The sequence below is a fragment of the Bifidobacterium sp. ESL1133 genome, from assembly GCF_058107325.1.
This window is the reverse complement of the sequence record NZ_JBYLUI010000004.1, coordinates 193,751-207,284: the sequence shown is the minus strand read 5'-3', so window position 1 is coordinate 207,284 and position 13,534 is coordinate 193,751. Positions and strand designations below refer to the sequence as shown.

The 13,534-nt window shown below is 56.6% G+C and carries 12 protein-coding genes; 1 reads left to right on the top strand and 11 read right to left on the bottom strand.

Annotated features, from left to right (window positions below):
- Positions 1-202: 202 nt before the first annotated feature.
- The 7 genes from citG to AC3B5A_RS05590 all read right to left on the bottom strand — a co-directional run bounded on the left by citG (position 203) and on the right by AC3B5A_RS05590 (position 6,897).
- A complete protein-coding gene (gene citG, locus AC3B5A_RS05620; RefSeq protein ID WP_489799499.1) occupies positions 203-1,114 on the bottom strand; it encodes a triphosphoribosyl-dephospho-CoA synthase CitG in 912 nt (303 codons plus the stop codon).
- Positions 1,111-1,680 carry a citrate lyase holo-[acyl-carrier protein] synthase gene (gene citX, locus AC3B5A_RS05615; protein ID WP_489799498.1) on the bottom strand — a complete coding sequence of 190 codons (570 nt, stop codon included), beginning with the start codon at positions 1,678-1,680 and terminating at the stop codon, positions 1,111-1,113. The genes citG and citX overlap by 4 nt, the downstream gene beginning before the upstream one ends.
- Positions 1,681-1,882: 202 nt before the next feature.
- Positions 1,883-3,421: a citrate lyase subunit alpha gene (gene citF / locus AC3B5A_RS05610; protein ID WP_489799496.1), complete on the bottom strand. Its 1,539-nt coding sequence runs from the start codon at positions 3,419-3,421 to the stop codon at positions 1,883-1,885.
- Positions 3,411-4,325 (bottom strand): citrate (pro-3S)-lyase subunit beta, encoded by a 915-nt coding sequence (gene citE / locus AC3B5A_RS05605; RefSeq protein ID WP_489799494.1) that lies wholly within the window; start codon positions 4,323-4,325, stop codon positions 3,411-3,413. Before citE ends, citF begins: the two co-directional genes overlap by 11 nt.
- On the bottom strand, positions 4,325-4,618 hold the full coding sequence (gene citD / locus AC3B5A_RS05600; RefSeq protein WP_489799492.1) for a citrate lyase acyl carrier protein: 294 nt from the start codon (positions 4,616-4,618) through the stop codon (positions 4,325-4,327). The genes citE and citD overlap by 1 nt, the downstream gene beginning before the upstream one ends.
- Positions 4,602-5,657, bottom strand: a complete 1,056-nt coding sequence (citC, locus tag AC3B5A_RS05595; RefSeq protein WP_489799490.1) for a [citrate (pro-3S)-lyase] ligase — start codon at positions 5,655-5,657, stop codon at positions 4,602-4,604. The genes citD and citC overlap by 17 nt, the downstream gene beginning before the upstream one ends.
- Positions 5,658-5,739: 82 nt before the next feature.
- Entirely contained in the window at positions 5,740-6,897 is a 1,158-nt protein-coding gene (locus tag AC3B5A_RS05590) for an NAD(P)-dependent malic enzyme (protein WP_489799593.1), read from the bottom strand.
- Between the two features lie 224 nt (positions 6,898-7,121).
- Here AC3B5A_RS05590 and AC3B5A_RS05585 point away from each other — a divergent pair, with 224 nt between their 5' ends.
- Positions 7,122-8,075, top strand: coding sequence for a sugar-binding transcriptional regulator (locus AC3B5A_RS05585; RefSeq protein ID WP_489799488.1), 954 nt, complete (start codon positions 7,122-7,124; stop codon positions 8,073-8,075).
- 91 nt (positions 8,076-8,166) lie between these two features.
- Here AC3B5A_RS05585 and AC3B5A_RS05580 read toward each other — a convergent pair whose 3' ends face one another.
- The 4 genes from AC3B5A_RS05580 to AC3B5A_RS05565 form a co-directional block, all read right to left on the bottom strand.
- Positions 8,167-9,618: a DASS family sodium-coupled anion symporter gene (locus tag AC3B5A_RS05580; protein ID WP_489799486.1), complete on the bottom strand. Its 1,452-nt coding sequence runs from the start codon at positions 9,616-9,618 to the stop codon at positions 8,167-8,169.
- 328 nt (positions 9,619-9,946) lie between these two features.
- Entirely contained in the window at positions 9,947-11,674 is a 1,728-nt protein-coding gene (locus AC3B5A_RS05575; RefSeq protein WP_489799484.1) for an FAD-binding protein, read from the bottom strand.
- Positions 11,675-11,776: 102 nt separating this feature from the next.
- Positions 11,777-12,319: an ABC transporter permease gene (locus AC3B5A_RS05570; protein WP_489799482.1), complete on the bottom strand. Its 543-nt coding sequence runs from the start codon at positions 12,317-12,319 to the stop codon at positions 11,777-11,779.
- Positions 12,316-13,017, bottom strand: a complete 702-nt coding sequence (locus tag AC3B5A_RS05565; RefSeq protein ID WP_489799480.1) for an ATP-binding cassette domain-containing protein — start codon at positions 13,015-13,017, stop codon at positions 12,316-12,318. The genes AC3B5A_RS05570 and AC3B5A_RS05565 overlap by 4 nt, the downstream gene beginning before the upstream one ends.
- Positions 13,018-13,534 lie beyond the last annotated feature (517 nt).

Here is a 13,534-nt window from a genome sequence, read left to right as displayed (position 1 = left end):
TGTGCTCCAACCCATGCTATTGCCAACTCGTGAGCCGCACCGATCAGCTGCGCGGCTGGATACAAGATAACCACAAAAATATGCGGTTCGTCACAATTACTCATATATTGGACACGTATTTATTGGTTGGCTGACTGGTCGCTTGACTGACTTATTCACTGATTCGCTGATTCACTGATTGGCTGCCGGCCTGAGGCTTCACTCAGTTACCGCCATCGGCATCACCATTGCCATCAATCCCATCATCGCCGATGGCACCTTCTAACAGAGCGAAGAAAATAGTGAGTATCAGCAAGTCCGCACAGCCTCCCAAACTGAGGTTTCGCTGTACGAATTCGGCATTGAGATCGTCCAGAAACGCTATGCCGCGCTCACTGCACGCACCACCAAAGCTGAAATACTCGTCAACCTTGCTTTTCAGCCATTCCAGTACATGCTCGTTCCCGGCACGTTTGATCAGGTTGGAGTCCTGTGTCACTGTGGCAAGCATCATCAATGTGTCCAGCAGACGCTCGTTGAGCGTGCCGGAACGATGCCTCAAAAAAGGCAACGCCACATCGACGACAGCAGGAAAGCCATGTTCGGCTTCCCCCCGGATTCCCGTTCTGCCGGATTCTAGAAATTGCTTCTCACCTGCGGTAAGAGGGTGTCGGTCTTCCCGCATTGTTTGAAAATCATGTTCGGACAGCCCCTGCAGCATCTGCCGGATCACACGCTGCACGGCGCAGGTGTCGTACATGTGCTCCCGGCACCACCATGCCGTGGCCCCAACTGCAATGCCCAAGGAGAAAACCGCGCCTTTGTGGGTGTTCACTCCGTTCGTGGCTGCGAACATCTCCCGTTCGGCTTGCCGTCCCAGATCACGCAACCGTTCGAACAGCAGCGGCAGATTATCGTCGCGAAAATCCGCTCCGGCCTGCGCCGCACGTTCGAAATATCCCCGCAGTGCGACCGAACTGTCAATAAAGGTGAACACATCCATATCGCGATGCGAACCTGAATCCACAGGATCAACAAGGCCGGGCTTGGGATGCACCACAACCTCGTACAGCATGGCACGCTGCGCCGAACGCGCAATACCCACAACACTCACCACGTCATTATGCGCAGTCATCCTACCGTCTCGCACTGTGTCTCACGCACCATGTCACGGTACTGCCTGAAATAGCCGTCCACCGCATTGCCTATCTGCCACACGTTGTGCGCCTGTGCTCTGGCACACACCTTGGCCGGCTTTTCACACACCAAGCACTCCCGCGGATCTATGCCTAGGCTACTGCGCGAAAGCTGGTCCTGCGAAGCAGCAGTCATCACATCCGCGTCGAAGAGACGCCCGATGACATAATCATCTTCAAACGCTATGGCCTCCATCTTGACCGTCAGGCTTCCGCCGTCGAGCACCATGAATGCTTCCGGCCCCGTGGCACGCTTCATATAGACATGATATTCCACGAGCTCAATGCCACGCTCACTCAGCTGACGCCCGAATTCCTCCATGCCCGTGCTGAACATCGCACGGATGCCATCGTTCGTTTTCACCGCCCCGGGAATATTCATCTTCACCGAGACAACACAACATCCCGGAAACCGTTCTGCCAGCTTGCGCTGTTCACGCTCACGCCACTGCCGGTTCTCAAGAATGGCCGGGAGCGTCTGGCGCTCCCCCGCATCCAACAACATACATTCCTTCTTCCCATCAAGGCGCAGCCCTCAGCTCACAAGGAACCGAGGGACGCGGTGAGTCGATTATCGATCGACCCACCGCATACATGTCCCACACACCCGGTCACACTGCAACACGTGCCGGCGTGACCGAATGTACGAGATCGAACCGGTGACCCGTATGCCCACAGCACATGCCGGCAGGCATACAGATCAACGGTCAGTCAGCCACTTCACGAATCGTGTCGATAATCGTACCGTCGCGGTATTCAATCAGCGCCACCGTACGATCGGTGAACTTCAACGGTTCCGGCACGCCCACGATGCGTTGCGCACGCTGCTGAAGTTCCTCGATCGAGTAGACCGGCAGACCCGGGATGGCGCCAAGCGCCTTCTGCAAGTCCTGACGATCCGGGTTGATGGCGATGCCCACCTCGGTAACCAGCACATCGATGGACGCTCCTGGAGTAACCACCGTAGTCACTTCAGGCACCACCGTAGCGATGCGCCCACGCACCAGAGGAGCGCAGATAATCGTCAGCTTCGCCGTGCCGGCATCCTGATGTCCGCCGACCGCGCCACGAATCACACCGTCCGACCCCGACATGACGTTGACGTTGAACTTCGTGTCGATCTCCAGTGCTGAGAGAATGGCCACGTCAAGCTTGTCAACCATCGCACCCTTGTTGGCAGGATCGGCGTACCAAGATGCGTCGATCTCCTGCTGGTTGGCGTTCAGATGCATGGATTGCGCAGCACCCTTATCGAAATCCTGCACGTCCATGATGCGGCCGATAAGCCCCTCTTCGAGCAAATCCACCGTCGGTTTGGTGATGCCGCCAAGAGCGAACGAAGCCTTCACATCGGCATCGATCATGGACTGACGCAGGAAACGCGTTACTGCGAGCGCCGCACCGCCGGAACCGGTCTGGAAGGAGAACCCATCCTTGAAGTACGGGGAATGCGTAATGACCTCGTTGACCGACTTGGCGATCTTGAGCTCTTTGGGATCTTTGGTGAAGCGGGTGGCGCCGGAACCGATCTTTTCGGGGTCACCGATGGTGTCGACCTTGACCACGTAGTCCACTTGCGTTTGCTTGATGGAAGCGGGTGCGTTCGGGTAGGGCTTGATCTCGTCGGTGATGAGCACCACCGTGTCGGCATAGGCTGCATCGACCATGGCGTATCCCAGAGAGCCGAACGCCGATTTGCCTTCCATGCCGTTGGCGTTGCCCATCTCGTCGCTGTTGGGCACACCGAGGAACGCCACATCGATCTTGATGCTGCCTTCTTCGATTGCCCGGGCCCTGCCGCCATGGGAACGGAAAATGACGGGGTTTTCCATCAGCCCATGAGAGACAGCCTCGCCTAGGGAACCGCGCATACCCGAGGAGGTGATGTTGGTGACCACGCCTTGTTCAACAGCCTCTACGACGATGTCGTTCATCACTCCGGTGAGCGAGGACGGAGCCAAGGTGAGGTCTCGGTAGCCTGCATCGATAATGATGCGCATGACTTGGTTAAAGACAAAGTCCCCGCCGCGCAAATGGTGGTGGAAGGAAATGGTCATGCCGTCACGCACGCTCTGACGCACCACGTCCTCGAGGGAATCGCAAAGCTTGCCCTCTCCCTTGGAGGCATGGACTTTCGGCGCGACGCGAGTCACCACGGGGTCGCCATAGTCAGCGCTCCGGTAAGGTTCAAACCCCAGATTGTTCATGATATCGTCGGGCAAAATCCGACCTACGTTATTTTCCAAGGTAGTTTCCTTCCTCGTCAAGCAGATGGGAGGCTTCAGCCAGTTTCATCACGCGCTCGGCACGCAACACCACCGGGCGATCGACCATTTTGCCGTTCATTGAGATCACACCTGATCCTTGTTCACGCGCCCGTTCAATGGCGGCGATCACGTTCTGCGCGTTCTCCACCTCTTTGGCGGTGGGCAGGAACACTTCGTTGACCATCTCAATCTGGCGGGGGTTGATGAGCGACTTGCCGTCGAAGCCCATCTGGTGGATGAGCTTCGTCTCGCGGTAGAAGCCCTCCGGGTCGTTCATGTTGGAGAACACCGTGTCGAACGCCGCGATCTTTGCCGCGCGGGCGGCATGCACCACCATGCAGCGCGCGAAGAACAGCTCCTGCCCATCAGGGTAACGGTGCGTTTTCATGTCGGTGGTGTAGTCCTCGGCGGACAGGGCGATGCCAATCATTCTGTCCGAAGATTTGGCAATCTCTTCGGCATGCAGTACACCCTCGGAAGACTCAACGGCGGCCATGAGCTTGGTGGACCCCACCGGCTTGCCGAACTCCTGTTCAGCAGCCGCCACACGCTCTTCGAGATCGTGCATCATCGCGGCAGACTCCACCTTGGGCATACGAATCACTTCGATGCCGGCTTTTACCATGGCTTTGATGTCGTTCTCGTAGAAGGGGGTGTCATCGCCGTTGATGCGCACCACCAGCTCGACGTCACCGTAGTCGATCCCGGTCAATGCCTCATACACCAAATAGCGGGCGGCATCCTTCTGCTCAAGCGCGACGCCGTCCTCCAAGTCGAACATGATGGAGTCGGCACCGTAGATCCCGGCGTCCTTGAGCATTGCAGGATTGTTGCCAGGCACGAACATCATGGTGCGCCGTAACCGTTCAGTATTCTCAGCCATCACAGCACCTCCCACTTCGGCTCGTCTACTATGTCCAGCGCGCGCTGCACCGCCGTTATGGTGCGTGCCCGTATGACCAGGTCCAGCGCCCCTTTGTCGACCGCCTTGACCTCTGCGTTATCGATGCCATAGCGTTCAAGCACACCGGAGATGGTCTCCTTGATCTGCGTGCCGAACTGCTTCATCACATCGGATTGCAGATCAATGTTGACGCCGGCGCTACCTGGGGCAATGGTCACTTGGATGTCGGAAGACTCCAGCGTCCCCGCAGTCGCATTACGTTTCACGTTCATGTGCTGCTATTCCTTTCTTGATTCTGGACCTCAATGAAGCCCAATGCTGTTGGATAAAATCTTCAGTGGTACGCGGCACCAGCGTCGCGATATCTCCACGCTCATCTCCGCCAATCGCACGACGCACCGCGCTGGCACTGACGGGGATTCCCACGACTTCAAGACGAGGCACGATCTGAACGCACACTTGCGGTTCCAATACCTGACGCAAGGCGGCGTTGTAGGTGGCGGTGACGGGAGAGAAGGGCTCCTCGCCCACGTAGCGAGCACGGACCGACAGCCGTGGAACGAACCAGCGAGCGAACACCGTGGCGTCCAGACGCGTCTGGTAATCGACCACGTTCTGCGAGGCATGCAGAAAGTAGGAGGGAAAGGTCACAAAGCTGACGAGATAGTCCCCTCCGCTCCACACAGCCACGTTCCCCAAGTCAGCAAGCCCTTGACGCACCAGCATCAATCTCTCGTCGCTGGTAAGCAGCGACGCGTCGTTGCGCGAGACGAAGACATACACTCGTTCATGCTCACTGGCGGCACGTTCGACAAGATGGCGGTGTCCCAGTGTGAACGGGTCTGCGTTCATGACTATGGCAGCCACGTCAGCGTCTTCACGTTCCTGCGGCAGACGATCCAGATACGCTTCGATGCCCGGAACTCCACCTTCCAGGACGGCTCCGGCATCGACTTGAGCCAAGCACGTACAGCCGACATGCTCAAACGAAGCAACATAACCTGGCTTGGTGAATACAAAATAGTGGAAGATGCCACGAGCCGCCAAACGCGAGACAAGTTCGCTGAACACTTGATTGAACAGCGCCCCGTGAACGCCAGCCCCTGGCAACACAGCCATGTACTTGATGATGGATCCCGCAATGGAACCAGTGGCAACCAGCCGGTCATCGTCAAAGACGCCTACGGTCTGATCCAGTGAGGTCACTTCAGACTCAAGGAACCGCTCAATGCCGGCTTGGGCAAGGAATTGGCGCCAGCGCCGGTTTGACTGTGCATTGTCGAGATATATATCCCTGATGACGGTAGCCATGGCACCCCTTCCTCACACTCCTACACCACATTCCTCCCGGTATGCGGCTAACTCCGCATACCGTGCAAATTCCTACACAAGCTCAGGAAGCTTGCTCTTGCGCTGGAGCGAAGTGGGAAACCGCCACTTCAACGGCTTCAACCACACCATCCGCAAACACGCCCGGAACAACATTTTGTGCGTCCGGTCGCTCAACAAGAGCAGCCAGCTTGGCAGATACCTCGAGCTGCAACTCGACACTCACTTCTTTGACCCCGTAGCGCAGCAACCCTTTGAACAGACCCGGGAAAGCAAGAATGTTGTTGACTTGGTTCGGCCACTGCGACGAACCGGTAGCCACTACCGCAGCTCCCGCATCATGCGCCTCGTCGGGGTCGATTTCAGGAACCGGGTTCGCCAAGGCAAAGATAATGGGATCGCTGGCCATACGGCGCACCTGGTCTGCACACAGCACATGGTCGACAGAGAGCCCAATGAATACGTCTTGACCGTCAATCACCTCGTCGAGCGTTGAACCGTCAGCCGATTCCATACGTCCCGCCACTTCACGCTGGTAGGGGTTGAACCGGTCGTCATCCGCTCGTACCACGCCGTCAATGTCGACCAGCGTTTGGTGGGTGATGCCGGCGGCGTAGAGCAGTTTGGCCGTCGCCACGCCCGAAGCGCCCACACCATTGATGACAACGTTGAGGTCCTTCAGCGGCTTGCCGACCACTTTGGCCGCATTGATGAGCGCCGCAAGCACCACGATGGCCGTACCGGTTTGATCGTCGTGATACACCGGAATATTCACACGCCGCTTAAGCTTCTCTTCGATTTCGAAGACCTTCGGAGCCGCGATGTCCTCCAAGTGAATACCGGCAAAAGACTGTGAAATATTGACTACCGTATCGACGAATTCATCGGCGCTCACCTGTTCGACCGTCATGGGGATGGCATCAACGCCGGCAAGCTGCTTATAGAGCAACGACTTGCCTTCCACAATCGGCAGACCCGCGGCAGGGCCTATGTTGCCCAAGCCCAGCACCGCCGAACCGTCGGTGATGACGGCAACCAGCTTGCCGCTGACCGTGTACAGATCCTTGGCGTGGGGATCGTGCTCAATAAGCTTGGCCAGACCAGCCACTCCGGGGGTATAGGCCTCAGCCAACTCTGCCCTGTTCGTCACCGGCAAATCGGCGGCGATATCCAACACACCGGTGTGCGAACGATGCAGTTGCAGAATCTTTTCTTGGTCCATCAAACCCAACTCCTTTTTCATGGACAAACAACCTTCGAGCATTGCTCGATAGTGAACAATCCCGATGTGCACAAGTGTAGCAAGAAGTTTAAAAGTTGTAAATCTGAGCTATAAATTTTTAAAATAACGAAAATACGTTTTACTCTTTACTCAATTACCGCAAGCAGGTTTAAAATATTAAAAATCGTCTGCTGCGTTTGCCGGCACCACCGAAAGGACCAATCATGGAACCACAGGAACTGCTCGCCAACATCGCCCAGGACTACTATCTCTCGGGGCTCAACCTCGAGCAGATTGCATCCAAATACCAGCTCAGCCGTTACCTGGTCAACAAATACCTCAAGGAGGCGCGCGAGCGCGGCATCGTCACGTTCATCATCCAATCCCCCGAGGCACGCAACCACCGGCTCGAGCAGCAGCTGCAGCAGGAATTCCCTATCAAGCACCTGCACATCCTGCAAAACAGCGGCAACCCCACCAGCAATCACACCAATATCAACCGATATGCAGCGCACAGCATCGAGCGTTATATCCGCCAAAGCTCCGTCGTTGGCACGACATGGGGTTCCACCGTGTACAACATGACCGATGAATTCAGCCGCGAAATCCTCGAATCCGTCACCTTCACGCAGTTCATCGGCGAAAATATGAAATACGAGTCAGAAGTAGGCTCCATGCGCATGGTCGAACGTGTCGCCAAGCAGTTTTCCAGCAAATACTGCACCCTCGCCGGCCCCTTGTACATCGTGGACGATGCGACCAGAAAAGGCATGCTAGAAGAAATCGCCACCCGAGAGACGCTTGAGACGGCGACTCACATGGAACTGCTGTTTACTAGCCTGGGCACGTTGGACTCCGTCAAATCCATCCCGGCTTGGTGGACGAACATCGACCGAGTATTCCCCGGTGTCAGCCTCGACCAGATCGCCGGGCTCGCCTACGGGCGCCCGTTCGACGTGCACGGCAACTTCCTCAATCAGGATCACGACACCACCTTCGGCCTGGATCTTGAAACCATCATGAAGACGCCGGTACGCTTCGCCATGATCAACTCCAAATTCAAGACCAAAGCACTGCTCGGGGCATTGCGTGGCGGACTGTTCACCGACATCGTGATGAGCGAGTCGGTTGCCCTGCGGGTCGTCGCGGCGGTCATGAAGGAACGCGGACGCATATAAGGCAGCCCAACAAAAGGTCGCCCCTGTGCACATGAACACAGGGGCGACCGCCGCAGAAAACATATCACGAACGCATTGTGCGCTCACCTATTTACCACAGGCCCAGCACCTTCCACCAGCCCACACCGAGCGTGAGGAAGATAGTGACCGTGACCGCACAGCAGATAATACCGACACGCAGGAACTCAGAGGTCTTCAGGTACCCGGCTCCGTAAATAAGCGCCGCCGGGCCGGACGCATAATGCGTCATGGCTCCCATCAGACCGGAGATGCAAGCGAACTCCAGGAAGGCCACGAACGGTGGGGCACCGGCTGCGATGGTGACAGTGACGAACAGCGTGTACAAAGCCACGACCTGCGCCAACTCGGAGGCGAAGAGGTAGTGGATGAGCACGTAGGCGATACCCAGGATCACCATGGTGGCATACCACGGCATACCGCCTACCAGACCGGTGATGCGGTCACCGATCCAGGTGATGACACCCAAGGAGCTCAGCGGCTTGGCCATGCCGACCATGATGCCGAAGAAGATAAGGGTCTGCCAAGCGGACTTGTCGGCGGCCATCGTCTTCCAGTCGATGATGCCGGTGACCAGCAGAATCGAGACACCGAGGAAGGCGACCGTAACCGCGGCCATGCCGGTGAGCGAACCGGTGGCCCACAGCACAATCATGAGAACGAAGGTAAAGGTCATGATCCATTCCTGAACGGTCAGACTGCCCATCTCATGCAGCTCACGCTTGGCGTCGGCTTTGGCGCTGGGCACATGCTTGATGGTCGGCGGGAAGATCTTGTAGATCAGAGCCGGGATGATGAGCAGGCACAGCAGGCCAGGCACGATGCAGGCAATGGCCCACGTGCCCCACGGAATATGGACGCCGGCCTGATCGGCCATGCCCGCCATCACCGAACCTGCGGCACATGCGGTGATGAACATGACGGAGGTGATGACGTTGACGTTGCTCGCCGTGGCGGCAAGGAAGGCGCCCAGCTTCTTACGCGACTCGTCGGTTTTGGTGTTCGACCCCTGCACATCACTGATCGAGCGGATAATCGGGAAAAGAATACCGCCCAGACGCGCCGTGTTGGAAGGCGTTGCCGGGGAGATGACCAAGTCGGCCGCGGCGAGACCATACGAGATGCCCAACGACGACTTGCCCAGCAGGGAAATGAACAGCAAAGCGATGCGCCGTCCCAGACCTGTCGCAGCGAAACCTTCGGCAAAGAAGACCGCGGAGACGATCAGCCAGATGGACGAGCTGCCCAGGCCCTCGAACGCCTCTTTGGAAACATCCATGGAACCAGTGAGCATCGCAATCGCCAGGCCGACGATCGCCACGGCCGGGGTGGGCAGCGGCTGAAGGATGAGCGCCAGAATCGTGCCGACGAACACGCCCAGCAAGTGCATGCCGCGCGGGTCAACACCTGCAGGAGCAGGAATAAGGAAAATGACGAGGCCGACAACGACGCAAATCGCCGCCTTCACCAGCGTCTTACGGTCGGTCAGGATACCGGCCAACGATTGTTTCTCTGAGGTGACCAATGATCTCTCCTTTGCGCATCGGGTCAACTATGACGAATATCAATAGCGTATCAGGAATTTTGAAAAGTATAAAACAATATCGAGTGTTTTAAAAAAAATAAAAAGAGGTTTTTATTTTTACGCACGCTTCAGAAAAGACGTTTAAAAATTTAAAGCCTCGCTATATAGACAATACTACCGCTTTTGACCGAAACCAGAGTGCGTCAGCTCAATATACGACACGGCAAGAGCCAATAGCCTCAGCCGCGAGCCAAATTGCAAACCGTTCGAGACCGCTCTTAATCCAACTGCGACAATTCGCCGAATCACAGCGTGCTTGCGGCGATACCTATAGGTCAAGTCCTATCACCACAGGCTCCGGCACCAGTTGCACACCGTACTTCTCGCGCACACCGCGCACGATTTCGCGCGCCAACTCGGCGATCTGCTGTGCCGAAGCCCCGCCGCGATTGGTCAGCGCCAACGTGTGCACCGTCGAGAGCGAAGCCCCAGCCGCGTGACCCTTCCCAGAGGCAGCACCATCGTTCACACCGCCGACCGCAGACCGGCTCGCCCCTTCATCGCCACCCTCGTGAATGTCACCAACACCCTCACTGTCTGATGGCAACGCAAAGCCTTTATGGAAACCTGCATGGTCAATGAGCCACGCTGCTGAAGTTTTCACGCGATATATCCGATGCTCATCTTCGCCATACTCGCCAGTCGCCACGCGATATTTCGGCGCGTCTTCTGGCAGCAGCTTCGCCTGTTCCTTGCTCAGCACCGGGTTGGTGAAGAAGCTGCCGCAGCTGTGCCGGTTGGCGCGCAGCTCGGCAGCGATGCTGGCAGACTCAGCTTCAGACAGCCCATGCGCCTTATCCTGCACCGTCTTGTCAAACATACGTTGCGCTTCGGCAACATTGGCCTCGTCTTTCGTACCACGCATCCAAGGAGACTCGTAGCGGTATGGATCTTCCAGCATGCCTTTGCGCGCGCGAATGGCAAGCACCGCTTGGCGCACAAGCGCATTGGGCACTTCAAGATTGCTGTTGGAAATTTCCAGCCCCTCGGCAAGCAGCGCGCGGTACAACTGTCCGGAAGCGCTCTGCCGCTCGCCGGCACCGTTGCCGGCCACACCGTCCACCGCGCTCACCTCGCCGACCATGCTGGTTCTGCTTTTGGGCAGGCCGAATGTCACGTCCAGCACGATGTAGCGAGGCGAGGGGAAAAAGCGATTGGCTCTGCGTTCAGAGGATATGCCGTCTGTATCGGGCACACCGGTCGGAGCATCCGCATCAGCCGCAACGCCTGCGACAACCCCGACGGACGTATCAGTTCCGCCAGAAGTATCGGTTCCGTCATCGCAGTACATGGATTGCTTGAGCAGCGACATACGGTACCCGAACTTCAAATCCGTGTGGTTCAGCGTTCGCTTCTGTCCAGTCTGACGGTCGAACACCGTCACTGAGTTCACAAAGGAGGCCACTTCCTGCCCGTAGGCACCGATGTTCTGCACCACAGACGCGCCGACAGTGCCCGGAATGCCTGAAAGCGCCTCAATCTGCGAGCGATCGCGCTCCGCACACCAAGCCACGAAGTCATCCCAATTCACGCCAGCGGCAACAGTGACATATCCATAAGCATCCGAGCTGGGAATGAGACGCCCCGGCCGAATATCCGAGCCAGTCAACGCCTCTTCGCCAGCATGCTCGCCGCGCTCAATCAGACCGGCAGATTCACTCACGTATAGTTCGGCATTCGCACGCACCTCACCGTTCGTATGCTGTTCACCGCTCGCATCACGCTCATCCTCTAGATCGAATTCGATATAACGTTGTGGGTCACACCTCGCATCCCGCACCACTACCCCATCGAAATCGTCATCCGAGACCAGCATGTTCGATCCTCCGCCAATCACGCACAACGGCAGGTTACAGGCATCAGCATCTTGCACTGCCGCAATAAACTCATCCTCCGTCCTCGGCTCCACGAATCGCGCGATTCTGCCTCCAACACCCATGGTGGTGAGGTCGGCAAACCGAGGGCAAGCGTTCGTATCTCGAGAAAAATCAGCCATGCCACAACTCTATCGCGCGCCCTCAATCAAGCTCTTTGCACAATCTTGATAAGCCAAGCCACGCAGCACCAGTTCAGAACACTTCGGCCGTGCCACCGCTTCTTATTCATAGCGAAACAGTTTAAGCCCGGCAACGAGACACACCACTGCGATTGCAGAAACAGCACCAATCTCCGGCCAGAATGCCGCCAGATCCATAGTGCCGTACAGGCACGATTTCCTCAGCGCTTCAACAATCCACGTCAGCGGATTGATCCAGGTGAGCGGCTGCATGAATTTCGGCCAGATATCCGACGGAAAGAAGACACCGCCGAGGAAAATGGCCACCAGATTGATCATATTCCCGATCATCGTAGCCGCCCGTGCGTTGCCCGTACGTGCCGAAACCAAGAAACCGACAGCCAGCATCGCAAACGGTCCGACCAGCACCACAGGAATACAAAGCCACGAAGTGCCGGTAAACGTGAAGCGCGCACCCAAGAACAAGTATGCGAAGGCAAGCACAAACACCGTCTGCAACAGCATGAACAGTAGCTGGGTAATGAGTATGGATACAGCAATGATGCGCATCGGCAGTCTGGAGATCTTGAAGTTGCGCAATTCCATCCTGAACAGGATACGTGTGAGTTTCACGAGTTCGGTCATCGGATCACCTCTTTGTAGTGACGGGTATACACGTCGCTCATATCCGGCCGTCTTAGAGCGATTCCCTGCGCGATCAGCGATTCCAGACTGCCGAAGCGAGCAAAGAAATCTCGCTCCTGAGGGATGAACAAGGTGACCATACCCGAATCCTCGAATCTGTCATAGTCCTCGAACGCATGGAATCTATCCATCTTTTCAACACTGAACTGCGCAACATAGTCGAGCCCGAGACCGGTGGTAGGCTCGTCAAGAATCAAGAGGTCAAGAGAGCCAATGAGTGCACACACGAGATTCAACCTTCGCTGCTGCCCGCCGGACAATTGCGACGCGATGCGGTGCCCCTCGCCAGAAAGGCCGCACCTCTCAAGGCAGTCGTCTATCCCCTCATCGTCCAGCGGAATCCTTTTGAGCAGGGCATGAAACTCAATCCACTCGCGTACCGTGATGTGGTCGAAGAACTGTTCGGTCTGGAACACTTGCGCGCTGCGAAACTCTTTTGCGCTCCCGCCCTGCTTCGATATCGAACCGGATTGAGCCTTGAGAAAACCTTCGAGACATTTAAACAGCGTGCTCTTGCCAGCACCGTTCGAGCCAATGACTGCCGTAACGTTATCACGCAGTTCAAGACGCGATACATCTACGGCCGGTGACGACGCCTTAGGATACCGATATTGCAAATTTTCGATGAATACACTCATTGGCGGTAGCCCTTATCCTTGGTACATGGTTGGGATTGCGTAAGACACAGTCCCAATCGACAAGCGGCGTTGCACGTACCGATCATTCACGACTCGGACCTGACACGGAGCATCGCCTGTGACACAGCTGGACTACTAAACCGATGAACCACTTAACGCCGTGTCTTGAAGAACGTATCACATATGAGAAGCCTTGTCTAGGGTCGGTAGTCACTACTCGATAATCTGCACTCTTCAAAAGGCTTGGTTTCGTTGAAACGCCGTGGCCGAACAGGTGCTGTTGCAAGTCAACATGCACATCGAAATCCATGCCACGACTATTCTGCCCGGGCGGGTCTCAAGGCGAGCGAAATGACTTCCGCGTCATTTTCCAGACGGCAGGGAATCATGAGAAGAAAGAACAGACCATGTGCCAGAGATGTACGAATCGGTGAGCCCTAACCCACCCAGCCGGACACAGCTGAACCTTGCCCATCATGGAACACACTTTGCCGCTTACCCTTTATGACCAAACCGT

Excerpts from the sequence above, each read along its gene's own strand:
- citG (WP_489799499.1), bottom strand. The coding sequence starts at position 1,114 with ATGACTGCGCATAATGACGTGGTGAGTGTTGTGGGTATTGCGCGTTCG.
- citX (WP_489799498.1), bottom strand. The coding sequence starts at position 1,680 with ATGTTGTTGGATGCGGGGGAGCGCCAGACGCTCCCGGCCATTCTTGAG.
- citE (WP_489799494.1), bottom strand. The coding sequence starts at position 4,325 with ATGGCTGAGAATACTGAACGGTTACGGCGCACCATGATGTTCGTGCCT.
- citD (WP_489799492.1), bottom strand. The coding sequence starts at position 4,618 with ATGAACGTGAAACGTAATGCGACTGCGGGGACGCTGGAGTCTTCCGAC.
- citC (WP_489799490.1), bottom strand. The coding sequence starts at position 5,657 with ATGGCTACCGTCATCAGGGATATATATCTCGACAATGCACAGTCAAAC.
- AC3B5A_RS05590 (WP_489799593.1), bottom strand. The coding sequence starts at position 6,897 with ATGGACCAAGAAAAGATTCTGCAACTGCATCGTTCGCACACCGGTGTG.
- AC3B5A_RS05585 (WP_489799488.1), top strand. The coding sequence starts at position 7,122 with ATGGAACCACAGGAACTGCTCGCCAACATCGCCCAGGACTACTATCTC.
- AC3B5A_RS05575 (WP_489799484.1), bottom strand. The coding sequence starts at position 11,674 with ATGGCTGATTTTTCTCGAGATACGAACGCTTGCCCTCGGTTTGCCGAC.
- AC3B5A_RS05570 (WP_489799482.1), bottom strand. The coding sequence starts at position 12,319 with ATGACCGAACTCGTGAAACTCACACGTATCCTGTTCAGGATGGAATTG.
- AC3B5A_RS05565 (WP_489799480.1), bottom strand. The coding sequence starts at position 13,017 with ATGAGTGTATTCATCGAAAATTTGCAATATCGGTATCCTAAGGCGTCG.